This is a genomic window from Stenotrophomonas sp. PS02301, assembly GCF_029959485.1.
GTDB classification, from domain to species: Bacteria; Pseudomonadota; Gammaproteobacteria; order Xanthomonadales; family Xanthomonadaceae; genus Stenotrophomonas; species Stenotrophomonas maltophilia_Z.
In genome coordinates this window covers 14,925-38,906 of record NZ_JASCOO010000007.1, presented here as the reverse complement: position 1 = coordinate 38,906, position 23,982 = coordinate 14,925, and the positions used below count along the sequence as shown (strand labels likewise).

The window sequence follows — 23,982 nt, the reverse complement described above, 5'->3', positions numbered from 1 at the left end:
CCTTGATCCGGCACGGATCGGGCAGCCTGCTGGCGCCTGCTTACCTGTGCTCTCCCCGACCGCTGTCCTGGCACAGGCCAGCGACCATGACGCGGTAAACCAGGTCATGCAGAAACATGGAGCAGCCAACGCACGTCGCCGGCATCATGAGTTTTCATCTTTCACGCTCACGTACAGCGTAGGCACGGCCTTCATGAAGTCCCCCAATCGTCCCATCTGGATCTGCAGATCATCGGGGATGACGTCGGCCGCAGCGTCGAGCAGTGCCTGGCAGTGCTGCTCGAACGGTGCGACCACGCGACGTCGTGGCGCGAGCATGAAGGAGTAACAGGCCTGGCTCGACCACGGCGGGGGCGCCAGCGCGTAGTGCGAGCTGCCCAAGGCAAACAGCGGCGCGTGGCTCTCGCCTGGCAGCGACAGCGTGATGTCGTTGGCGTTCACCTCGGCCCGGGTGTGGGTGCGCTGGATCGCCCACGCATCGAGTGTGTTGCGGCCCGGCACCGGGCCTACGGTGCCATCCACGGCGCCCGCCAGCAGGGACAGCGCGGCGTCCACGCTCACACCGTAGTGATCCAGCATGTGAGGCTCCAGCGCCATCCACAGCTGTATCGCGCCGGCCACCGGACCATACGCGTGCAGGATGTCTGCAGGTGCCAACGCCGGCAGCAGCGTGGACGGCACCAGGTGCGCGAGTTCCTCCACGCTGCGTGTGGCGCTGGTGACGGTCAGGAACAGATACGGCGCCATCCCCGCCCGCTCGGACTCAAGCATCGGCACGGCCGCCGCCCCCTCCACGGCATTGCCGCGCGCGCACGAGGGCAACAATGCGGTGCCCGCAAGCGCGGCCAACAGCAGGCGCCGCCGCGCCAGAAAATGAGTGTCATCCATGCGCAGAGAATACACGGGGGTAAAAGCGACCCGCTTGACGGGCCGCGTATTTTCTCAATACTGCGCCAATGCTCAGCCAACACTTTCTCTTCTTCTTCGCGATGCTGGGCGCCTTCAATGGCATCGTCGCGGCGTCGGTATTGTGGTGGCGCGCCAAGGGAGAGCCCACGCAGCGCTGGCTGTCGCTGCTGATCCTGATGGTCGGTGTGCGGACCGGAAAATCCGTGGCGTTCCACTTCTGGCCGGATATTCCGCTGGTCGTTCTCCAGCTCGGGCTGACCGCCTGTTTCCTGATCGGCCCCTGCCTCTACTTTCTGGTGCGCTCCAGCCAACGGGAGACTGCCGGGACGGACACGAACGGCCGGTGGCACCTCGCCGCGCTGCTGGTGCTTGCCGTGGCGGTGAATGTCCTGCTGCCCTACACCCGCAACATCGAACTGTGGCGGTACGTCATCACGCCGGGCATCAACTATGCCTGGCTGGGCTATCTGCTGCTCACCACCGTGCAGGTGTATCGCCACCGCGCCCGGCTGCTGGCCTCGCCGTCCGCCCCGCTTCTGCTGGGGGCGCTGGGGGGCATCTGGATCATCTGGATCGCGTACTACACGGCGGGGTACACGTCCTATATCGTCGGCGCGCTGTCCTTCACCTTCGTTCTGGCGGTAAGCGTTCTGGTTGGGCTCCGGCTGCGCTCGGGGCGGGCAACGATCGAGCCCTATCAGGACCGTCGGATTCCCGCGTCCGACGCCGCCGTTCAACTCCAGGCCCTGGCCGAGCTGATGGCGCGCGAGCGGTTGCATCTGGACCCCGCCCTGCCCCTGCCGCGCCTCGCCCGCCGGCTTGGCATGCCCCAGACCCGGCTGTCGCAGCTGCTCAACGACAACAACCAGACCTCGTTCAAGCAGTACCTGACCCAACTGCGGGTGATCGAAGCCAAGGCGATCCTGCAGCAGCAGCCTCCCAAGCCGCTGGATATCGTGGCGCAGGAAGCGGGCTTCCAGTCGATGTCGACCTTCTACAGCGCGTTCAAGAAGTGCGAAGGCGTTACTCCGGCGGCCTACCGCACGGCCGCCACACACTCCTAGAATCGATTTCCGCACTCCGGAAAGACACTGCACGACATTGATTTGAAAGAGATTGGATAGGGTGCTGGCTCCTTCCTGCGAGTCAGCGCCATGCAGTCGTTACGTACCCTCGCCACCTTCGTATTGCTCCTGCTCAGTGTCTGGCTGGGCGGCACCTGCACCACCGACGCGGCGCCGCGGACCACCGTCCCCGCGGCCATGGGACAGCCCGCCAGCGGCCAGCAGGACCGCATCCTGTTCATCCTCGCCAGCGCCAAGGTGCACGGAACTTCCACGCTCCCGGCCAGCGTCAGTTTTGGCGAGGTGGTGCATGCCTGGGATGTCTTCCATGCCGCCGGCTACGCGGTGGACTTCGTGTCACCCGATGGCGGCGCCGTACCCATTCTGGATGACTACGTCAGCGACGACGTGGCGCACCGCCTGGACGATGCCCGGATCATGCGCGGGCTGCGCGGCACCGTCACCCCGGCACAGATCGATCCCACGCAGTACCGGGCGGTGTACTACGTGGGCGGCAGCAATGCCATGTACGGGGTCGCCGAGAACGTGGCGCTGCAGCGCATTGCCATGCGGGTCTACGAGGGCAACGGCGGGGTGATCTCGGCGGTCTGCCACGGCACGGCCGGCATCGTGAATCTCCAGCTTGCCGGCGGCCAGTACCTGGTCTCGGGCAAGCGCATCAGCGGCTACCCCGAAGAGCACGAACGCCAGGATGCGCCCTACTTCAACCAGTTCCCGTTCCTGATCGGCCAGACGGTCGTGTCCCGCGGCGGTGCCTTCCGGACGGTGGAAAGCGATGACCCGCATGTCGAAGTCGATGGCCGGCTGGTGACCGGGCAGAACTACGCCTCTGCCACGCCGGTGGCGCAGGCCGTGGTCGAGGCGCTTCGCATCCACACCGTGCAGGCGTCCAACCAGGCAGCCGCTCAACCCTGATCTCCCACACCCCTGAGGAAACACCATGAAAGTATCGATTCGATCCGTCGGCCTTGCCGCCAGCCTGTTCCTGCTGCTCCCCACCTCGGCCATGGCGCAGAGCACCGATCGTGAGGCGGTGGACAAGGTCATGCAGACCTTCATGCGCGCCTACATCACTGCCGACAATACGTTGGCCAAGGACGTCTTCCGGGCAGACGGGGTGATGATCGGCTACTCCGAAGCCCGTGGCAGCGCGCTGCAGATGCGGACCGGGGAACAGTTCGCCGAAGGCTTCAACGGCACGCCGGCGGCCAACGAGGCCCAGCGCAAGCGCCGCTATGAAATCGTGGACATGGCCACCAACCTGGCGGCCGTCCGCGTGATGCTGGATTACCCCGGCTGGGACGGCGTGGACTACGTGGTTCTGCTCAAGACCGATGGCCAGTGGAAGATCATGAGCAAGTCCTGGACCGGCCAGATCAAGCCCTGAGCTGGAATGCGCGAACCTGACGCCCATCGCTTCCGGGTGTGGACCGGAAGCGATGAAGCGTCCGAAGCATCAGCGCTCGCCGCGCACCCCAGCCAGTGGATCGCCACAACGCGAGGTGGCGTCGCGATGACGCTGTTGCGCGCACTCACGCGCCCCCCTGCCATCGGCATCCACCTGCGACACTCCGCCGCCGCCCTGCCCGCCAAACCGCACCTGCACGCCGATGCTGTTGCTGCGCAGGCTGTTGCGACCCTGCTCGTGACCGAGCAGCAGCGAGAACATCCAGCCGCTGTCCAGCTGCAGATCCACGCCAGCCCCGATGGACAAGGCATCGTCGTTGTAGCTGCGCATTGCCAGGACGTAATCGCTCGCGTTCGGGCGCTGCACATAGTTCATCGTGGCGTCGCTGCGGTTCTCCAGCGCCTTGCGATACTCCACGTTCCAATGCGGACGCCAGCTGACGCGCTCGCCCTGGAAGGCATGGTTGCCCTCGATGCCCAGCGCGACACTGCTGTTGTCGATGTCCTGACGACCGTAGGTCAGATCGAATGCATCCAGACCATGCTCGCGATAGCCATCCAGTCTCGCGCGGTGCCCATCGTAGCGGCCATAGCTGGTCAGCGTGGTGCCGCGGGCACTGCGATGCTCGTAACCAAAGGTAAGTGAGCCGAACCACTGGTCACCCTTGCGCGAGCCGTGCGCCGACGCGCCGACCACCTCATTCCAGCGATTCACATCGAAATCCAGCCGGCCGCTGGCCAGCATGCCGTCGAAGAACACGTGCTGGCCCGCGCGCCACAGGCCGTAGACGGCCAGCGAGCGCTGGTCCGCATCGGTGCTGGACGGGCTGTTGTTGAAGTCGTTGTCCTGACGCCCCCAGCTGCCGGCAAGTCCCAGCAGCACGTTCTCGCCAATGGCCCGATCCGCACCCACCGTGATGCCGCCGGTGTTGAAGTCGAACCCGCCGCTGCCGCGCCCGGCCTTGCCGAAGGTCGCCGTACCGGCTGCCCACGCACCCCAGCCCTCGGGCAGGCGCGGAAGACCGTTGACCATGCTGTCGGCCGCTCTGTTCAGCGGTACCGAGATACCCGGCACACCAAGGCCGCCTGCGTAGGCCAGGGCGACGTTGAAGCTGGAGGCATTGCTGCCGACCCGCACCTGGCGCAGGCGGTCGCGGATGTTGCCCTGCTGCACCTGGGCAAAGCGGATGCTGGCATCGGCCTGCGCCTGCAAGGTGCCGACAACCTGCGCATCGGCGGTCGGATCAGGGCGCGCCGCCACGACCAGCCGGACCTCGATCGACGCTGCTGCGTAACTGCCGCTTGCCGCCTGTGCTGCGGTCAGCACCGCACTGCCCTCACCCACCACGGTCACCCTGCGGCCATTGACCGTGGCGACGGCCATGTTGGAGCTGCTGAAGGTGAACGCGCCGGGGCTGGTGCTCTGCGGCAGGGCCAGCTCGAAGTCCGATTCGCCATACACCTTGCTCAGATCGTCCTGCCAGGTGATCTCCGGGGTGGCCATGCCGATGTTCACCTCCAGCTGCAGCTGCGTTGCGGCGGCACGCAATGCGTCGCCGGCCTGATTGGCGGTCAACACGCAGCGACCGGCCGATACCATCGTCACGGTGTCGCTCTGCACAGCGCACACCGAAGGGGTTGTGCTGGCAAACACAATGGGATTGCCGGAGTCACCGCCGGTGGCGGCGACACGGAAGCTGCCGCCCACGCTGTAGACGGGATCTGCCGGTGTTGCGGTGAAGCCGGTGATGGTCTGTACGGCCGCCGCCACCACGAACCGGTAACTCCGCTGACCGCTGAAGCCATTGGCGTCGGTCACCTCCACGTCGAAATCGAAGGTACCGGCGGACGTAGCTTCACCGGAGATGTCCCCGGATTCGGCGAGCAGCAGCCCTGGCGGCAGGCTGCCGGACCGCAGCGCAAAGCGGTAGGGTGCTGTGCCGCCACTGGCGGTCAGGCGCTGGCGATAGTCCTGCCCGCCATCGGCGGGCGGCAGCTGCGGCTGGTCAAGCACCAGGGTCGGCGCATCCACCACGAGGGTGTAGCTGCGGCTCGCGGTGAACGGCCCCGTGCCGATGCTGCTGTCCGTCACCAACACCGTGAAGCTGAAGGAGCCTGCTTTGTTGGGGATACCGGACAGTTCGCCGCCGGGCGACAACTGCACGCCGGCCGGCAACGCGCCACCGGAGACCGCATAAACGTAGGGACCGGTACCGCCGCTGGCCGACAGAACGTGACGGTAGGCATTGCTGGCCGTGGTCGACGCCAGCGAAGCAGGATCCAGCGCCAGCGTCGGTGCGGACACCGTGATATCTACCGCAGCTGCTGCGGAGGTGGTGTAGGCATCGCTGGCGCGGTAGGTGAAGCTGTCCGGACCTGCATAGCCCATGGCCGGCACGTACTCGATATCCATGCCGTTGACCGTCGCCGTGCCATGGCTGGGGGCGGTGACCACCGCTACAGCGGTCGGTGTACCTGTGATCGGCAGCGTGATCGTGGTTGCCGCCGCACCGTAGGCGACGGTGGCCGTGGCGGGACCGGCAACCAGGGCAGGTGCCGGCGTGACTGCATTGGAGGCCGCTGAAGCCGAACCCGTACCGGCGCCGTTGGTGGCGGTCACCGTGAAGGTGTAAGTGACACCCGGCGTCAGGCCGTTGAAACTCAGCGGCGAGCCGCTCCCCGCGACGGTGGCACCGCCAGGCATCGCGGTGGCGGTGTATCCACTGACCGGCGCGCCTCCAGCGTTGCCGGGTGCGGTGAATGTCACGCTTACCTGGCCGGCGCCGATGACCGTCGCGGTGCCGATGTCCGGCGCGGAGGGGACAACTGCATTGACCGTAAACGTTCGGGTGACCTGGGCCGCCGGCAGATAGCTGCCGTTGCCGGCCTGGTCGGCATGCAGGGTGCAGGTACCTGCACCCACGAAGGTCAGCGTGCCGCCGGTAGTGATCGTGCACACCCCGGTCGTGGACGAAGTGAACGTCGGGGTCAGTCCGGAATCCGCCGTGGCGGTCAAGGTCGGCGTTGTGCCGAAGTTCTGCGTTCCCGGGTTGTTGAACGTGATGAGCTGCGCGGCCTTGGGGGTTACCGCGCTGGACGCCGTCGAGGACGGGCCCGCGCCGGCGGCATTGTCTGCCGTGACCTTAAAGGTGTACGCGACCCCGTTGGTCAACCCGGTAACCACCATTGGCGAGCTCGCTCCATTCACAGGGGCGACGTCGGCCGGACTGACGGTGACCGTGTAGCCGGTGATGCTGGCGCCGCCGGTGAACACAGGCGGCACGAACGCGATGCTGGCCTGGGTATCACCGGCAGTGGCCGACGGAGCGGGAGGGGCGCCCGGCGCCACCGGAGCGACAGTGAATGACTGGCTTGCCTGGGGTGCGGCCAGGTAGCTGCCATCGCCGCCCTGGTCGGCGTTGATGGTGCAGGTGCCTGCGGAAAGGAACGTCAGCGCGCCGCCGGTCGTGATCGTACACACTCCGGAGGTGGCGGATCCGAAGCTGACCGTATAGCCGGCACTGGAGGTGGCGGTCAGGGTCGGCGTGGTGCCGAAGTTCTGCGTGCCGGGGTTGTTGAAGGTGATGGTCTGCGGCGCTGCAGGCATCACACTGTTGGACGCCGCCGATACGTCACCTGTTCCCGCTGCGTTGCTCGCGGTGACGGTGAAGGTGTACGCCACGCCGTTGGTCAAGCCGGTCACCGTGACTGGTGAACCGGCGCCGGTCGCAGTGACCCCGCCCGGGTTGGCTGTCACCGTGTACACGGTGATGGCGCTGCCACCCGTAAAGGACGGTGACGTGAACGAGACCGTGGCCTGGGTGTTACCGGCGGTGGCCGTGCCGATGGTCGGCGTACCTGGCACCACCGCATTGACGGTGAAGGTCTGCGTCACCGTGGTAGCCGCATTCCATGCGGGACTACCCGCCTGATCGGCATCGATCGTGCACACGCCGGCACTGACGAAGGTCAGTGTGCCGCCCGAGCTGACGGTGCACACCCCACCAGTGGACGAACTGAACACAGGAACGAGTCCCGAGGTTGCCGTCGCCGAGAGCGCTGGCGACGTGCCCATGGTCTGAGTGCCCGGATTACCGAACGTGATGGACTGGTTGCCCTTCGGGGTCACCGCGCTGGTCGCGCCGGAGGCTGCGCCAGTGCCGGTTGCGTTGATTGCCTTCACGTCGAACGTATAGGCGGTGCCGTTGGTGAGGCCTGTGACCACGATGGGTGACGTGGTGAATCCGTTGCCACCTGCGGTGGCACCGCCAGGGCTGGCGGTCACCAGATAGCCGGTGATCGCCGAGCCGCCATTATCGGCCGGCGCGGTGAATGCCACGGATACCTGGGCATCGCCAGGCGTTGCTGCGCCGATGACCGGCGCGCCGGGAGCGACAGGCATCGCCACGGTGTGGGTCACACCGGACAGGTAAGGCGCAACACCGGTGTTGCCCGCGGCATCGGCAATGTCCGTCGCGCCATTGAGATTGACCTTGAGCGTCCCCGAACCCGCGATGCTGCCAACGTTGACGTTGACCGACGTCCCGGAACTCGCCGACACACTCACGATACTGCCGCTGGCACTGCCCGTGCCGACGAGTGTGAAATCGTCCGTGGACACATTCGACACCGTCTCATCGAAGGTCACCGTGAATGCCATCGCCGCGTCGCTTGCGGCGGGCGATCCCACCGGCGCGATGCTGTTGACCGAAGCAATGCGATTGTCGACCGTCGCGTTGCTGGTATCGGCCGTGGTGGTGGTGTTGCCGGCATTGTCCGTCGCGGTCAAGGTGACGTTGCGGTTGCCGACCCCATTGATGGCGCCACCGACGATCGTATAGGTTGCCGTCCAGACGCCGCTGCTGTTGACGGCGGTGACAGCGGCGCCGCCACCGAACTGGCTGAAGTTCACGCTGACTGCGCTGATCGTATCGCTGTTGTTATCCCCACCCGCCGTGTTGTTCCAGACGGCAGTGACGGTGTCGCCGAGTTTGTAGGCACCACCAGTTCCCGACGCACCGCTGATGTTGATGTTTGCATTGGACAACGTCGGGGCGATGGTATCCACCGTGGCATTGGTGGTGTCCGCACGGGTGGTGCTGCCACCGCCATTGCTCGCGGTCACGCTGACGTTGCGGTTGGCGGCGTCGATGAAGCCGGCCGTGAGGGTGTACGTCGCCGTCCAGATGCCGGCGCTGTTGATGGCCGCGACGGCCGAACCACCCCCGAACTGGCTGAAGTCGACGGTCACCGCGCTCACGCCGGCATTGTTGTCGCCGCTCGCGCTGTTGTTCCACGTCGCGGTGAGGGTATCGCCGATCTTGTATGCGCCGCCGGTACCGGTCCCGCCACTGATGCTGATGCGTGCGTCGCTGATGGTCGGGGGTGCCGGCGCCTGGCAGGTCACCGTTGCGGTGAAAGTGCCGCCGCCCGTGCCCGACCACAGGTACACCTGGTAGTCGCTGAAATCGGCTGGCACGGTGTGCGTGGCGTTGAGATTCAACTCATTGTTCTGCGCCGCGTAGTTTTCACCCACGTCGGTAACATTGTTTCCCTGCCATAGGGTGAAGCCACCGCCTCCCGCTCCAGCGGTCGCATTGGTACTGCCCGAGGACGTCACTGTGTAGTGGATTCGCTCGCCTTGGGCGACCTGATAGTCCGCTTGATAATCGTCAATACCGCCGCTGACCGTGATGCCGTTCCCCCAGTAGTTTTGAATCGCCTGGCAGCCACTGGACAGCGCCGCCATCGCAGGCGCGGTTACGGCAAGGCCGCAGAACGCTGCGGCGAACAGGGTGAAGCGACGCAGAGTGCGGCGCTGTTGGGATTTGGGACACACACCAGCGGCCCGGCAGGCAGACACGATCAACGACACACGACACCCCTTGTTGCCTTGTAGTGCCTTTCCGCGGAAAGGCCGAAAACAGCACAACCGCCCCGGGAGTACCCCAAGAGCGATTGCCCGCCTGGATAGTTGTGATCCTTCCCCTACCGCTGCCCGGTTCCTTCCAGGCAGGTCACGCGCTGCAATCTTTGTTCCACCCGTGACCGCCACGAACTACACAGCGGTCGCCGAGCCGGCCATCCCACCGGCCGATCGGGCACGCGCTTTGCTCGCCATGCGGAGATATCGGCCACGTTGCCTGAACCTGTAGCGTCGTTCCGATGCTGTCTGGGGGAATGCGTGGCTAACCAGCCCCACGTGTCTCCGCAGCGGCGCCCGAGGCCGCGCGGGCTTGTGCGGCTCAGCATAGTTGGTGGGAGACCGGCCACCATAGATGGTGGCCAGTCTTTACCTAGGGCCAACTCGAAGGGCCTCGAAGGCGCCGGGCGCCTAAGTGAGAGCACCTGTGAGCATCCCAACCGAATCGATTAAACCGGATCGCGGATTAGAACCAACCACCCGCAATCCTTCCAATTTGCCAAGACAATTGATTCTTTTTTTTCTTTAATATCAGCCGCTTGCGAACACAAAGCGCGCGCCTTACTGTAGGCCTACCTGACCTAAGCCCTACGCCTCCCATGGCCGCTATTTCGGCGCTACGACAAGACCTGCTCACACGCTACGGCGCTCTTCTTACCTCAGAAGAAGTCGCGCGCGTGCTCAGGTTTAAGAGCAAAGATGCGCTGATGAAGGCACGCAGAAGGGATGCGCTACCAATAGCGCTCTTCAGCATTCCGGGTCGAAAGGGTCTCTTCGCCACCTCGGCTGACGTTGCGTCATGGGTGGAGAGTCTTGGCGCCAGTCATCCCGCAGCAGAGGAGACAGCGACCGAGGAGACCAAGCAATGACATAGCCACTGAAAAATCATTGGCTAAAAAAGGAAATGCCCCGGCAGCAACCGAGGCATTTCTGGGAACAGCACTTCTCGCGAAGCTGGTCCAACTTTAGCCCCCAACGCATCAGGCCGCAAGTCTCGTCTCCCACGGGCCTGCTTCACCGTGCCTGATCCCAAGAACCCTTACAGCTAGCTGCTGTGGGCGGGGGTGTTATGAAGTTCACTGAAGAAGACCGGAAGGCTTATGCAGCTAATCATCAGCTGACATTTGCCGCAGCCGAGTATGTCGAGAGGTCGAGCATCGGATTAGGCCGGAACATAGGTACCGCCCCGAATCGGCCATCTTTTCTCGTGGAGTTCCCGTCGTTCAAGATGGGCTGCACGATGAATCTGGAGAGTCGGCATGAATACGGTTACGCCGTAGAGCTAGAGCGCGACAGAGACGTCATAGCGTTTTACGAGCAGCCTCCAACGGTGGAGCTCCTGCGCGATACCCCGAAGGGGAAACGCCTGTATCCCTACACGCCTGACTTCATTGTGCTGGGGAAGACAGGGCTACTCGTCGTACAAGTCAAGGAAAGCTCCAAGCTGGAAGATTTGGTGGAGACCAGCCTATCTTGGACGAAATGTGACAACACCTATGTTGACCTGGCCGCTCGAGACCTCTTCGCGTCGATCGGCATCCGCCATGTAGTCATCCCATCCAGCAGGATTTGCAAGCAATTTACCCAGAATCTTCTCACGCTCCGTATGGTCGAGTTGGCTCCCGCGGATCCGGCAGCAGAGCGGGCTGCCCTCGCCCATGTTCTTCAGAGAAGAGTCGTGACGATGTCCGAGGTGATGCAGAAGATCCACACTCAAGATTGCACATCACTATTGCAACTTGTTGCGTCTGGAAGGATCTTTGCTGATCTTTCCAAGCACTCGCTAAGCAGTCCCTCCACTTGTCTGCTCGCAGCGTCACCAGAGCTTCTGAGCATTGAGCTAGTCGAGGAGATCGAGCGCTCAAGGCACGTAGTTCCTTCTAGCGAAGACACGGTGAGCAGAGACCTCATACCAAGCAGCTCGCACCTAGTGAGGGGACTCGCAAACCTGAACTTCCTTAAAGGCGAGATCCGCACAAGAAGTGAGAAGGAGCACGCAAGACGGCTCCGACTTCGACGTGCAGATGGTGAGTCACAGGGAAAATCCGCAATAGCGGCGTTGACACCCCGTTACGCATCAAGCGGAAACAGGACGCTCAAGCGGCCAGCGTCGGTCCTGCAGTTTGCTCGCGAGGAACTCAAGCGTTGCCTAGAAGGCGATAGTAACCCTGGTCCACTTTCGGTGTACCGGCGCTACCAGCTTCACGCGGAACTTCACCATCCGGCTTACCGTCCTGTCGGAAAGACAACGGCTCGGAAGATCATTGCCGAGCTTGAACAGGAAACGGCTGAATCCAGAGGTGGCAAGCGCCTAGCGAATTCAAAGTCATCGCCGTCCTCGGTAGAAGTGAGAGCGCTGAAAGCCATGCGTCCCTTCGAGCTCGCTCAATGTGACCACTATCTAGCAGACATCGAGGTGGTAGTCGGGAGGGCCAACGGCAAGACTTACACCGCGCGTCCGTGGATCACGGTCCTCATCGACTGCTACACCCAATGTGTCCTCGCATTTGGAATGTCACTACGAGCGCCCAATAAAGGCACTAGCTCACAAGTGCTGCGCGACTGTGCACGCAGGCACGGACGTCTTCCCGAAACAATCATCAGCGACAACGGATCAGACTTCACATCTGTTCACTACTCGACAATGGCGGCGCAGCTGAACATCACCATCATGTTTCGCCCGCCTGGAAACGGAAGGTTCGGGGCTGAGGTCGAGCGGTTCTTCGGCAAAGCGAAAACGTTCTGGCTAGACCTCCTTCCAGGAAGCATCAAGACGATTCGCTTCTCACGTTCCATATCCTCACACCAACAACCGTCGGCCAAGGCAGAGCTTAGTTTGATAGATCTTTGGCACGAAATGGAAGCATTCAGTCAGTGGGTCGGGAGGCGTCCATCAGGCGACAGCAGCGAATGCCCTGAGGCAAAGATGCTAAGTGGGCTACGACAATTTCCGTTTAGCGGGATAGAAGCTCAGGTCGACCTCACTTTCTTGGTAAAAATTGCATTGAAGCAGAAGCCCTTGAAGGTCTCGGGAAACACCGGAATCCATGCTGGCGACCTTCACATGTGGCACGACGCCCTCGCAGCTTTCGCGGGGAGAAGCGTGCCGACGCGGATTGATGGCCAGGATCCACGAATCCTCTATGCACTGCTCGACAATCACTGGGTTGTTTGCAAAGCATACGCTGCGCTCCAAGCGGGGCAGCAATCACATGCCGAAGCGATGGCGTATGCGGTGTGGGCGAGAGATGGTTCATCACTGAGAGAGTTGATGAAGGCTGACTCCGATAGGCAGCTCATTGCCGAGATTGAAAGACGCGAGATGTCTCGTAGAGCACACCCTGCGAGAGAGCCCAACGAAGCTCAACTGGCGACAGATCGTCCGACTAGCTGTCCCCCGTCCCTTGGAAGCTTCAAGGCGATTAGCACTGAGCCAATGTCCGTCGAGGATTGGTAGTGGCTGAGCAAGAGAAATCTCTGGCCGAGCAGATTGACATCGTCGTCGCCAAGCGTCTTGGACACAGAATCTACGATGAGACACGACGCTATCTGGAAGCAGCTCGGACCGCAGTGTTGACTGAGGAGGTAGTGATTCTTGTCGGACCGCCCAGGGTTGGCAAGTCTAGTGTTAGCCGACAAGTCTTTGGAGCCCACTCCAAGCAGACTCCTGATGGGCAGGATCATATGCACTCTGTTTACGTCCCGGCTGGAAACGACTCAACAGCAGGAGCCTTCTCAACGAAGGCTTTCCTAAGCGCTTGCCTAAACTCAATCCGCCATCCGCTGTTGAGCACCGACGTCGCTGCACGTGAGGGTCGACTCGGCGACTCTTTTCTTAGCCGAACCACAGAGGGTGCGATGCGTTCGGCGTTCGAGAGATGCCTCGTGGCGAGGCGTACGCAGTTCCTGGTCATAGACGAAGCCCACCATGTGATGAACGCGAAAGGTGGGGAGAGGTCCGCCGGTGCCATCTTGGATTCATTCAAGGTGCTGGCCGCCAGGACAGGAGTTCGCCTTGTTCTCGTCGGTTCTTACGATCTTCTGACCGCGGTCAACTTGGCTCCTCATCTGATCGGCCGATCTCAAACCATCGAATTCCCCCGCTACCGGGAGTCAGAGAGGGACATGATCGAATGGTCAAGGATAGTGCGCCACTACTCGAGCCTCATCCATGAAGACGCGCATGCAATGGACGAGTACATCGAGGCACTTCATGACGGCTCATGGGGCTGCATAGGTGCGCTATCACGATGGATCCGGAATGCCCTAGCTTCCTGCCGATCTGAAGGCCGCTCGATACCCGGACAGGGTGATTGGGCTCGGACCAGGCAGCTTAGCTCAGCGCTTGCCGCGGTTAACGCTGAGATCCGGCGTGGAGAACTCCACTTTTCAGCAAAAATGGACGTCGCCATGCCCGAAGGAGGGCCGACATTGGCAGTGCGAGCGAGCAAGAAACCAGCTCCATTCAAGAGGAAAACACGCCGCAATGAAATCTGATGAAGAGACCACTCCACGCCTACTTCCTTTGGAAATCATTAGGAAGAACACTGGCGATGTCGAGGCACTGCACTCATACGTGCTCCGGCTTGCACGTCTACACAGTGTCACTCCTTCCTACCTCTTCGAGGTAATTGCAAGAAGGTCGGGCCGACACTCGGAGCTTCGTCCTGGAGATAGGATAACGGCAGTAGTGGGCCCGCAGCTGGATCGACCTCGGCCAGTCGAACACTCGGTCGTTCCGCTTCTCACGACAATGGCATCGGAGTGCGAGATTGCTCTGAAGAACTCGACCTTCATGTTCCTATCCAAAGCGCTAAGTCGGACCGTGACTTGCTATTCCCGGTTCAGCAAATGGTGTCCTGGGTGCGTCGCCGATCAGTCTTTAGAGGGGGTCCCGCTTCACCACAAGCTTGTGTGGTCCTTCTCAGCCGTCAAAGCCTGCCACGTCCACCGGATGGGACTCACCAGTCGGTGCTTAGAGTGCAGCGCGAGGCCACTCGGGGGCCCAGCGTATGCTGATTCATGTCGCGCCTGCGGGACACGCTTTGATCAGGTTCATCCTTCTGCTCGCGTAGCAGTTGCCCATGAGGAGTATGCGCTAGATCTAGTCGAACTAGTCGATAGCTCCATGTTCCGGACTGGTGATTACCAAGTGGGAGCGATCAAAAGCTTCATCCATCGACTCGTCTGCTACGTCTGGCTTGAGAAAAGAGAGCGCTACCGGTTCGAAGGGCTGCCACGTCATGAGTTCATGACCTACCTGCGGCGAGAGCAGCCGCCAACCCTCTCCATGGTCAGACGAACGTCAGCGCGCATCGGACTTCCGATCGACAGCCTCCTGCATCCATGGGGTCCTTACACAAGAGACTTCTTTCTCCCCGAGCATGCTCTCCCTTCCCTCTGATTCAACCGCATGCTCAACCTGGGTGAGTGGCCTAGGGTTTTGTAGGCAGTCAGCTTCGCGTGCTCGCAGCAGTTTCCCGGAGCTCACGCGGCAGATTGCGCCCTGGCAATGCAGCCATGCGGCCCGCAACTTGTAGCCACACCAGCCGCAACGTTGCGTCTTTGAGACGTCCAACGGTAGACTTTCAACTAAGGAGACACGTGATTTTCGCGCCAATAACATCCCTCAGAGCAGTGTCAATGGCTGCCTGATTCCGATATCGCGCCATATTTCCCACTACCCATTCAGGCGACCAGATGATGAACAACCTGACTCTCTTTCAACAGATGAGCATCGTTGCCGGGGTGATCGTGCTCTTATTTGTCTCGCTCACGGCGGCAGCGGTTTGGCTTGCTCATCGCCAGAACAACAGGGACTGATGCTTTTCTCAATACAGCATACGTGTGGCACTCATCGCATAGCAGCGGCGCCCTCCCGATCAGCCACCCACTGACTTCTTCGCGCCAATGGCTGCCTTCGATCAAAGAGCGACTTCGGCCGGGAGGACAGTGCGCTGAAGAAATTTCCTACGCGCACTGCGGGAGCAAAGGCGCATTCTGGACTACCAACGATTGCGCAGGTGGTGCGATTGGGGCTCGATATCATCTTCGCGCGTGGTAATCGTCGACCGCATCCTCGAAGTCTTTGAAATGCGCTCCGTACACGAGGAATGAGAACACTTGCCTCAGCTGTGATCTCAGATGAATTGCGTCGTCCCACATGGTTGGCGAGAACGGAAAGTCTCCGAACCGACTTCCTGGGTGCAGCGTTGAGATCCTGCTTTCATAGAACCCCTCAAAGTACTTCTCCAGCTCCCCCGGCGGCTCGTGGTGAAATGGCTCGTAAAAGTTGCGATGGAGCCATCGGGCCGCATCATGGGCCGATGGGTTGGTCACACCTTCCGACTTTAGCTTCCGCTGGACAAGCGAGAACGAAGCATCCAATGAGATAAAAGCGGCAATCACCGACTCCTCGCCAAACTCTTGGTGCCGCCCCAGCATGTCAGACTTCACTAACGCTTGAATACCTCGCATCAATACAAAGTTTGCAGGATCGATTCTTTGGTAGGAGACCTCGAAGCGATCCATCTCGATGTCTTCGTCCAGAAGATCATACGGCTCACTCAACATGCTGACAGGGACACGGGCAATTCTCGGTTGCAAGTGCTTCATCTTTAGCGATAGCAGAAGCCGCTCTTTGATCAATAGGACCGTGCTTAGCTCAGCAAGATCAAGCTCGTTCGTACCAAGCACCAATTCTGGTCCGACCACAGGGTAAAGACTTATCCAAGCACCGTCGAAGGTCTGGCAAAAAAGCAGCGCGCCCAGGACTCTTACTTGAGCAGGCGAAGCCCAAGCGAACTCGGAAAATGGTACATCCTCGTCAATAGACCGCCAGCCCGAGCAACGCACTACGCTGAAGGCGAGATCCGCATCGGCATGGAAGAAGCCGTCACCGCAGAAAAACGTCCCCCGTGGGTAGCTTCCACCTCTCGGGTGGAACATCATCACGCGCAGACGAGGTGTCTGATCATAACCAGAGAATGAAAAGTCCAACTCAAGTTCTTCCGGAGAAAGCATCTACCAAACCCTGTTCTCGCTAGTTCATCCTCGTGACAACCCACTGCACTTCTCAACGATCTCATCCAGTGCGAGCACAAGCTGGCTCGTATCGTAAACTGAATCGCCCAGAATTTCCCAAACGATGGCAAGCCGCCATTTGGCGCCCGCATTTGGCCAGAATCGGCCCCCGTCCTCGTCCTAGACCGGCGTCCTGCTTTATTGTCCGACGGATCCAAGGACTGCCTAGTGTGTGAGGCGACTCAGCGACCCATTACGCTACATCGAGAAGAAGACCTTGCGGTCTTGTTCCTTGTGAAGCTCATGTCTGGCTATGTGATAGGCGGCCGCGGGAACTGTGTCCGATTTCAGAACAAATGGAATGTCATCGTGGCAGATCTCCGCAATCACAGCGCCGAAGTCCTTCTCATAACAGGCTTGCAGGAGACCAAGATCCGTTGAGGGGAAGCTGTTCTTGAATTCTTTGTTGTACTGGGGAGAGAAGTATCTGATCAGCGACGCCTCATAGAGGGCAATGCGCTCATCCTCGGTCGTGTTGTAGAGCTTGTCGATTCCCGCAGCGATTCGTGTGCCGTCATCCTGCTCGGCCGCAAAAGGATTGATGACAGTTAGAAGCTGAGCAGATGGAGCGATGGATAGAAGGAGTAGTGTGAGCGTGCACCCTTCCGGCACGCCTTCCAAGGAGATTCGCTGGAGAGTCTCATGCTTTATTAATCTGTCAATTGCATTTCTGGATCCTTCCTTTCCATATGCTTTCCCGATGTACTTAACATCAAACTCATTGGCGCCGGACTGCTTCCCTAATTGACGTTGAATATCCACCGATCTCGGCCAGTACTCCTTCCCAGCCTTGTCCACGAGGTAGTCCCGCCCATCGGAGCTTCGCAATTCATAGTCCGAAGGTACCTCTCCATGGATGGTGTACTCATCCCCGTGGACGGTGTACCTGAGAGACAGCTTTTCTTTCGAAAGATTGGCACCGATATAGGTAATGCGTGGGACGTACCCGATCAAGTAGATGTGGCAGTCTTTTATCGTGGTATCGAGGGAACGGAGCCTTTCCTTGTCGTAGATGCCGGCAGCTGGCAAGGTGCAGAAGCCCAACGCGTACATGCCGAGCGCGTGCTCGATATCGTACCGGCGACCGCTAAGCTGCTCCTTGAGCGAAATCCCTTCAATTCCATTCTCACAGTCGGTCATGCTTAACCTTTAGCAATATTAGCAATAGGGTGTCGAGGCTTCCTGTCGAGCACTCATCCATGATGCACGGACCTCGAGAGCACCGTCGCCCCCATGAAGAGGTGGATCGGAAACCGAAAAGATGTCGCAGACGGCGGGCAGTCTCCCCAGGTGTCCACTGTCGGCCAAGAGCAGAGGGGAACAGCATGCTGGCTACCTGCAATGCCCTGGGTGATTCACGGAGGGGCTTGCGGATCTGCCTAATCTTCATCTTCGTCCGCATTCTCATGAGAACGGGATTCGTCCGTCAGGGCTTCAAGAAGGCCAGCAAAATCCAGAAATGCCGTGCTGTGGTAGCCGCCCTGGTCTTGTTCAAAAGTGACATAATCCTCCGCATCATCTCCCTCTAACAGCTGGAGTAGGTTGTCTGGAATCTCCCCTTTCGCATGAAGAACCGCCTCCAAATTGAAGGTGAACATTGGGGTTCCTGAAGCGCTGGCATCGTAGAAACGCACTGTAGCTTCCGCAAGCAGTTTGAAATGTTGGTCTGCCTTTACGGTGTCTGGTGCAAAGCCACCCCAACCACGAACGCCAGCCTCATAGCAAAGCAGCCATTGCTCACCCCACAAGCTTAAGCGGTCTCGCAGCGAATCCCAGACAGCGTAGTCGATCCGGCAGGGCAGCAACCCGCTCGCCTCCATGTCTAAAAGAATGAGGCTACAAACGGAACTCCTCATCATTGTCACGGGGGCGACGTTCTCTTGACTGATCATCAATTGATTCTTTTTGGATATCCATAAGCACCAAGCGACCTCACTGTGGTGGTTGAGTGGCGCATGCTCTTTGATGATGGAGTTAACCAGTCGCTCCAGCGGCGCCTTCTTAATTGGATAGCCGATAGCAGTGTACGTTGAAATAATATTTTCGATCTGCTGAAGAGTATTTGGATACGCAATAGCCACGTGGCACAGATGGGCTACGAACGCCTCCCAATTCTCGGGCCTCACGACTATGGAACATGCTCGCTTGATCGCGTACAGCATCACGCTTTCGTCTGTATTTTCACGTGCCAAAAGCTTCGCGAGTTCGAACAAGTGGTGAAGGTCTCGCGCCTGAGCCTTTCCCCGATTTGAAATTGAAAATGCTCTTAGTTGATGACTCCAAAGATCGTCGGATAGCTCAACAGTTTCGCAGATGCGTGTTTTCTCAAAGTTGATCTGAAGTTCATACTGGCTCAATAGCTGAGCCAGTGAGGCCAAGCAAGACTCGGCCGCCTGGCGCGAGTGGAAGAACAGGTAGTAGTCATCAACGAACCTAAAACCGGACAGGCCATCGATCTGGCCGCAAAGTTGAACGTCAACTGCCGACGCGATTGCTTCGGCGATGATGTGGGAGGTATCAGGCCCAATGGGAAGGCCGATAGTTTGACCGTCCTGCAACTGCCTGCATGTCTCATCGAGAAGATTCCCGTATAGCCGGGCGCGACTCCTGTCAGCTTTGGATACTGATTTCGAATGCAGTGCCCACGGGATGGAATGCGTGTAGATGGTAGGGAAGAACCTAGATATATCCGTACGCAGCACATACTTGTAGCCTGCCGATCGATGGAGAAGCGTTTCCGAGTGAAGCCTCATACTCGGTATAGTTGCGCCTCGCAGGGAGCTGTGTTTCATGCGGGGCCGGCTCGCACTCAGCTTACTCTTTCTGTAGTGCTTAAGAAGACTACCCCAGTGCTGCGAGATGTACTCGGAGAGATAGAGTTGGGCTACTGGATTAGTAATTCCCGTCACCCTTCTGCGATGTCCGGCCCGGGCGACACTGAAGGTCTCGACCTTAGATGTTGGTGCCTTCTTTGGATTTTGTATCGGTTGCTTGCCCTGAATGCTTGGGTCTTTCAAGGCACTCCAGCCGGTCAGGAAGTCTCCATAATTCTGTGAGAAATCGCTAGTGTGGAATCCAGGGGGCAGCTGTGTCGGGAAATGGCCTAATTCAATTAGTCGACGGGTCCTGTCCATGGCGTTCAACTCTAGTGGGAACACATCTTGTACTCTCAACCGCCAACGGATGTCACCCTGGTAGCGGCGGGTGGGCACCGAGGCGTCAGATGCCCCGGGGGCATAACCTGGAGCCGTTCCTTCGTTTGGTGCAGATCGCCTCCCAGACCGCATCACCTGAAGGTTGCTGCCCTCCGTCGCCCGCTTTCAGTGACCCAGTTTTCTGCGGCGCGGCATGCGGGATTGTGGTAATTGGTCGCGAGCGACGGCGCTATCGCCATCACTGTCAGGCTACGATAGCTTGCATATGGACACTGACGCCCGGAAAGGACAAGGCAAAAGGCATGCACATTTCCAAACTTACGCTGGTCAATTACCGCAACTTTAAGAACACCAGTCTGACATTTCAGCGTGGCGTCAATACCATCATCGGAGAGAACGGCGCGGGCAAGTCCAACATCCTCCGCGCCATCCGACTGCTCTTGGACGACAACATGGTCCGCGCAGCTTATCGACTGGATGAGTCCGACTTCAGCCGCGCGCTGGGTCAGTGGAAGGGTCATTGGATCATCATTAGCATTGAGTTCGAGGACCTTAGCCTTGACGAATCGGTTCAGGCGCTGTTTTTGCACGGCGCAGCCGGGATCCACTCCGGACCGATTTCCAAGGCCACATACAACCTAATCTTTCGACCCAAGAAGGAAATTCGGCTCAAGCTTGCCGCCCTCAATGACTTGGACTTTGCGGCGTTGAATGCCATCCGGGATGGGATCACCATTGACGATTACGAGACCATCTTCACCGGCCGAAGTAGCGCTGATTTCAGCAATCTGGCGACATATGAACGGATCGTGGGAGACTTCGACTTCTGTCGCTTTGACGACGAAACCGAGTTCCCTGAACTTGGGGCGAAGGTGCCCGGTTTCCTGTCGGTAACCAAAGAGGTGTCACTAACCTTCATCCAGGCGCTTCGAGACGTCGTGGCGGAATTTCACAACAACCGCACCAATCCACTGCTCACTCTTCTAAAGAGCAAGAGCGGCGAGATCAACGCGGCAGCTCTCGTGCCCATCGTGGGTCAGGTGCGCGATCTCAATAGCGCCATCGAAGGGCTCGAGGACGTGCAGTATGTGCGCAAGCACATCCGCGAGACCATCAAGGACACCGCTGGCGAAACTTACTCTCCGGCATCGCTGTCGATCCGATCGGACCTGCCCGAGGAAGCGGAGCAGCTGTTTCAGTCACTGCGTCTGTTCGTCGGAGAGTCGGAGGACGAGTACGAAGGGACTATCAACGAGCTCAGCCTCGGCGGCGCCAATCTGATCTACCTGACACTCAAGCTGCTGGAGTTCAAGTATCAGCGAGAGAAGATGGCTATCGCAAATTTCCTGCTCATCGAAGAGCCTGAAGCCCATATCCATACCCATATCCAGAAGACGCTGTTCGATCGCATCGCCTACGAGGACGCCCAGGTCATCTACACGACCCACTCCACGCAGATTTCCGAGGTGAGCAATGTCAGCAAGGTCAATATCCTGGGTCGGCGTGGGGCGTACTGTGAGGCCTATCAGCCGACGACTGGGCTGGATGCTACCCAAGTGGCTAGTATCCAGCGATACCTGGATGCGGTGCGGAGCAACTTGCTGTTCGCCAAGAGCGTGATCCTAGTGGAGGGGGATGCGGAAGAGATCTTGATCCCTGCGCTCGTGAAGCAGGTCTTAGGCCTGAGCGTGGACGAGTTGGGGCTCAGCGTCATCAACATCCGCAGCACCGGGTTCAAGAACGTCGCGGCCCTGTTCCACGACACCCGGATTCGGAAGCGGTGCGCGATCGTCACGGATCTGGACACGATCTTCTTCGACATCACTCCGAATTCGGCGGATGGCGACCCCATGGCCGCCAGGAAGCGTAAGGCGATCGGATCGCAAATGGCCGGGGCGGTTCGAAAGGTCGCTCTGGACACATTCGAGGCCGGCAACGCTTGGGTGCGGAGCTTCTACGCCACGCACACCTTCGAGGTGGATTTTGTCGGGGCGGGCAACCATGAAGCGATAGTGCGTAGCGTCGAGAAAGTCTATAAGGCGCCAGTGACGATAGCGCAGGCAACGGCCGAGCTTCGCTCGGGCCTCCTTCATCAGAGTGGTTTCCGCACCCTGATGATGGCCGAGCAGGAGGGGAAGGGATGGTTCGCGATCTTGCTCGCCCAAACTCTTGATCACCAAGTCGTGGTGCCGCCCTATATCCGAGAAGCACTGCTGTTCGCGCATGGAGCATTCTCGCGGCCACTTATTGTTCGAATCCTCCACCACCGGATGAATTGCTTGTGGCGCATTGATGCCACCTCGCACCCTCGCCTGACGGCATTTGCCTCGGAGCTTCAGCGGTATCGTGACCTGGAGATCGATCTGCTCACCCTTTCTGCCGCAGCAGCAATCGCGTTGCCGGGCGATGTGGTCCATGACTTCCTGGCCGAGATGCCCTGATGTTTGTCTGGAATGCTACCGAGCTCAATCCCGAGCAAGCGGCCGCCGTCGAGGAGCCGTTGAGCGTTCTTCTTGTTGCGTGTCCAGGAAGCGGGAAGACACGCGCGGTGACATACAAGATTGCTTATGAGCTGTCCCGGCGCAGGGACAAGCGCATTGTCGCGGCCATCACCTATACCCACCGAGCCGCTGACGAGATTCAGGAACGCATCGAAGCCCTGGGAGTTGACACCGCTGCCCTTTGGATTGGGACCATCCATTCGTTCTGTCTCGAATGGATCATCAAGCCATACGGGATCTACGTCCCGGAGCTTGCACGTGGATACACGGTGTTGGATCGACACGACCGGGAGAAGATGCTGGAGCGGCTTTGCGCACCACATCGTGGAGTAACCCCATGGGACTGCGACTATTACTTCGAAGGGGATGAGCGCCGGCTGGGCTGTGCCGAAACATGGAAGCATGACGCGATCAATCAGGTACTGGCGGCCTACTTTCGAGAACTGGTGGAAACAAGGCGAATCGATTTCGAGTTGATCCTCTGGTATTCCCAGGTGCTTATCCGAAGTCGGCCGCAAATCGCGACGTTACTCTCCCAGATCTTCTCGCACGTCGTTGTCGATGAGTACCAGGATACGAAGCGGATCCAGTACGACCTAGTCGGGACTATCCTGCGGGCCGGAGCTGGCAGCACCAAGACGTTCATCGTGGGAGATCCCAATCAAGCGATTTACGGTTCGCTCGGTGGCTACGCCATCTCGGCGGCGGACTTGCGCGCACTCACGGGCATCCCCATCAGGGAGATGGCGCTGCGATTTAACTACCGATCAAGCGACAGGATCATCGGCCACTTCTCCAATTTCAGCGTGCATGACGCGGAGATTGAGGGCGCAGGGAAGATGTCCGGCTATCCGAGCCAAGTCTCTTACAACCAGATAGTCTCGCAGGAAGACCTCAGCAATGAGCTGGTCAGGCTTATCCAAAAGAGCTTGGCCGAAGGCCATGCACCCGAAGAGATCTGCGTGCTCGCGCCGTGGTGGATCTTGCTTGCGTCTACCACTCGAAAGCTTGTGGCGCTGCTCCCCGAGCAGCAGTTCGACGGTCCGGGATTGGTACCCTTCAGCAATGATCCAGATAACTTTTGGTTCAAACTCTCAAAGATCTTGTTGACGGAGTCGTCGCCCCAAATGCTGGTGCGGCGCATGCGATGGGCCAGAGACGTCATCGCCGACCTGAGAGATCTCGGTGTGGACACGTCGAGCATCACCCAAAGGGCGCTGCTGCGGGAGTCCAACTCTCTTAGCATCACAGAAGTGGACGGTCTCACATATCTGGACAAGGCATTCGTCGCTTTGCTTGATCGCCTGAAGATCAACCTTAACTCGTTTCCTGGGCTGCTAGAGCACCGCGAGGCGTTCTTTGCGAGTTCGCAGGCGCGGCTGGAGCGGCTGCAGAACTCGGGTGCTGCCTACATCACTGACTTGTCTTTTTTCCAAAAAGTGTTCCGCGAGCGAAGCGGGATTACTGTGTCGACGATCCACGGAGTCAAGGGTGCCGAGTTCGACGTCGTCATTGCATTTGGGCTTCTTCAGGGTATGGTGCCTCACTTCAGCGATGCCGACGGTGATGTCGCGGCGAGCAAGCTGCTGTATGTCCTGGCTTCGCGTGCTCGTAAGAACCTGCACCTAATCTCGGAGACGGGTCGATCACGTGGCAGACGCGGAGATTACGAGCCCACCGAGACGTTACTCCGCTGTCGGTTCGATTACAGCCAATACTAAAGGCGGCGGTACGCGGCCTAGGATCTCTGCCCTAACACCTCGGGCCACGTCGCGGCGGTCGGCTAAATGCTGGAAAACTGCGCACTGTCCTTCACGGGCTGCCAAGCACACCTCAGTATCGGACCAGAGCCTTCGTGATCTGGTAGGCGCCGCAGAAGCAGCCGGGCGCGGAAGGGAATGGGAGCCAATCTGTCGAAC

Annotated in this window: 12 protein-coding genes; 7 read left to right on the top strand and 5 right to left on the bottom strand. The window is 59.8% G+C overall.

Annotated features, from left to right (window positions below):
- Nucleotides 1-144: 144 nt before the first annotated feature.
- On the bottom strand, nucleotides 145-888 hold the full coding sequence (locus QMX81_RS03245; RefSeq protein ID WP_282258449.1) for a hypothetical protein: 744 nt from the start codon (nucleotides 886-888) through the stop codon (nucleotides 145-147).
- A 68-nt stretch (nucleotides 889-956) separates the two neighbouring features.
- On the opposite strand from QMX81_RS03245, the gene QMX81_RS03240 reads away from it, so the two are divergent.
- The 3 genes from QMX81_RS03240 (at nucleotide 957) to QMX81_RS03230 (ending at nucleotide 3,381) form a co-directional block, all read left to right on the top strand.
- Nucleotides 957-1,973: a helix-turn-helix domain-containing protein gene (locus QMX81_RS03240; protein ID WP_282258447.1), complete on the top strand. Its 1,017-nt coding sequence runs from the start codon at nucleotides 957-959 to the stop codon at nucleotides 1,971-1,973.
- Nucleotides 1,974-2,063: 90 nt separating this feature from the next.
- On the top strand, nucleotides 2,064-2,909 hold the full coding sequence (locus QMX81_RS03235) for a type 1 glutamine amidotransferase domain-containing protein (RefSeq protein ID WP_152150987.1): 846 nt from the start codon (nucleotides 2,064-2,066) through the stop codon (nucleotides 2,907-2,909).
- A 25-nt stretch (nucleotides 2,910-2,934) separates the two neighbouring features.
- A complete protein-coding gene (locus QMX81_RS03230; RefSeq protein WP_121040371.1) occupies nucleotides 2,935-3,381 on the top strand; it encodes a nuclear transport factor 2 family protein in 447 nt (148 codons plus the stop codon).
- 69 nt (nucleotides 3,382-3,450) lie between these two features.
- On the opposite strand, the gene QMX81_RS03225 is transcribed toward QMX81_RS03230, so the two are convergent.
- A complete protein-coding gene (locus QMX81_RS03225) occupies nucleotides 3,451-9,240 on the bottom strand; it encodes an autotransporter domain-containing protein (protein ID WP_282258441.1) in 5,790 nt (1,929 codons plus the stop codon).
- 1,153 nt (nucleotides 9,241-10,393) lie between these two features.
- Here QMX81_RS03225 and QMX81_RS03220 point away from each other — a divergent pair.
- Nucleotides 10,394-12,781, top strand: a complete 2,388-nt coding sequence (locus QMX81_RS03220; RefSeq protein ID WP_282258439.1) for a DDE-type integrase/transposase/recombinase — start codon at nucleotides 10,394-10,396, stop codon at nucleotides 12,779-12,781.
- Complete coding sequence (locus QMX81_RS03215) at nucleotides 12,781-13,821, top strand: ATP-binding protein (RefSeq protein ID WP_282258437.1); 1,041 nt, start codon at nucleotides 12,781-12,783, stop codon at nucleotides 13,819-13,821. The genes QMX81_RS03220 and QMX81_RS03215 overlap by 1 nt, the downstream gene beginning before the upstream one ends.
- Before the next feature lie 1,548 nt (nucleotides 13,822-15,369).
- Here the strand turns inward: QMX81_RS03215 and QMX81_RS03210 are convergent.
- From QMX81_RS03210 to QMX81_RS03200, 3 genes are all read right to left on the bottom strand, one after another.
- Nucleotides 15,370-16,347, bottom strand: a complete 978-nt coding sequence (locus tag QMX81_RS03210) for a hypothetical protein (RefSeq protein ID WP_282258436.1) — start codon at nucleotides 16,345-16,347, stop codon at nucleotides 15,370-15,372.
- 258 nt (nucleotides 16,348-16,605) lie between these two features.
- On the bottom strand, nucleotides 16,606-17,547 hold the full coding sequence (locus QMX81_RS03205) for a hypothetical protein (protein WP_282258435.1): 942 nt from the start codon (nucleotides 17,545-17,547) through the stop codon (nucleotides 16,606-16,608).
- A 239-nt stretch (nucleotides 17,548-17,786) separates the two neighbouring features.
- A complete protein-coding gene (locus tag QMX81_RS03200) occupies nucleotides 17,787-19,541 on the bottom strand; it encodes an RNA-directed DNA polymerase (protein WP_282258433.1) in 1,755 nt (584 codons plus the stop codon).
- Nucleotides 19,542-19,864: 323 nt separating this feature from the next.
- On the opposite strand from QMX81_RS03200, the gene QMX81_RS03195 reads away from it, so the two are divergent.
- Both QMX81_RS03195 and QMX81_RS03190 read left to right on the top strand, forming a co-directional pair.
- Complete coding sequence (locus QMX81_RS03195; protein ID WP_282258431.1) at nucleotides 19,865-22,003, top strand: AAA family ATPase; 2,139 nt, start codon at nucleotides 19,865-19,867, stop codon at nucleotides 22,001-22,003.
- Nucleotides 22,003-23,784: an ATP-dependent helicase gene (locus QMX81_RS03190; protein ID WP_282258429.1), complete on the top strand. Its 1,782-nt coding sequence runs from the start codon at nucleotides 22,003-22,005 to the stop codon at nucleotides 23,782-23,784. The genes QMX81_RS03195 and QMX81_RS03190 overlap by 1 nt, the downstream gene beginning before the upstream one ends.
- Nucleotides 23,785-23,982: the final 198 nt, after the last annotated feature.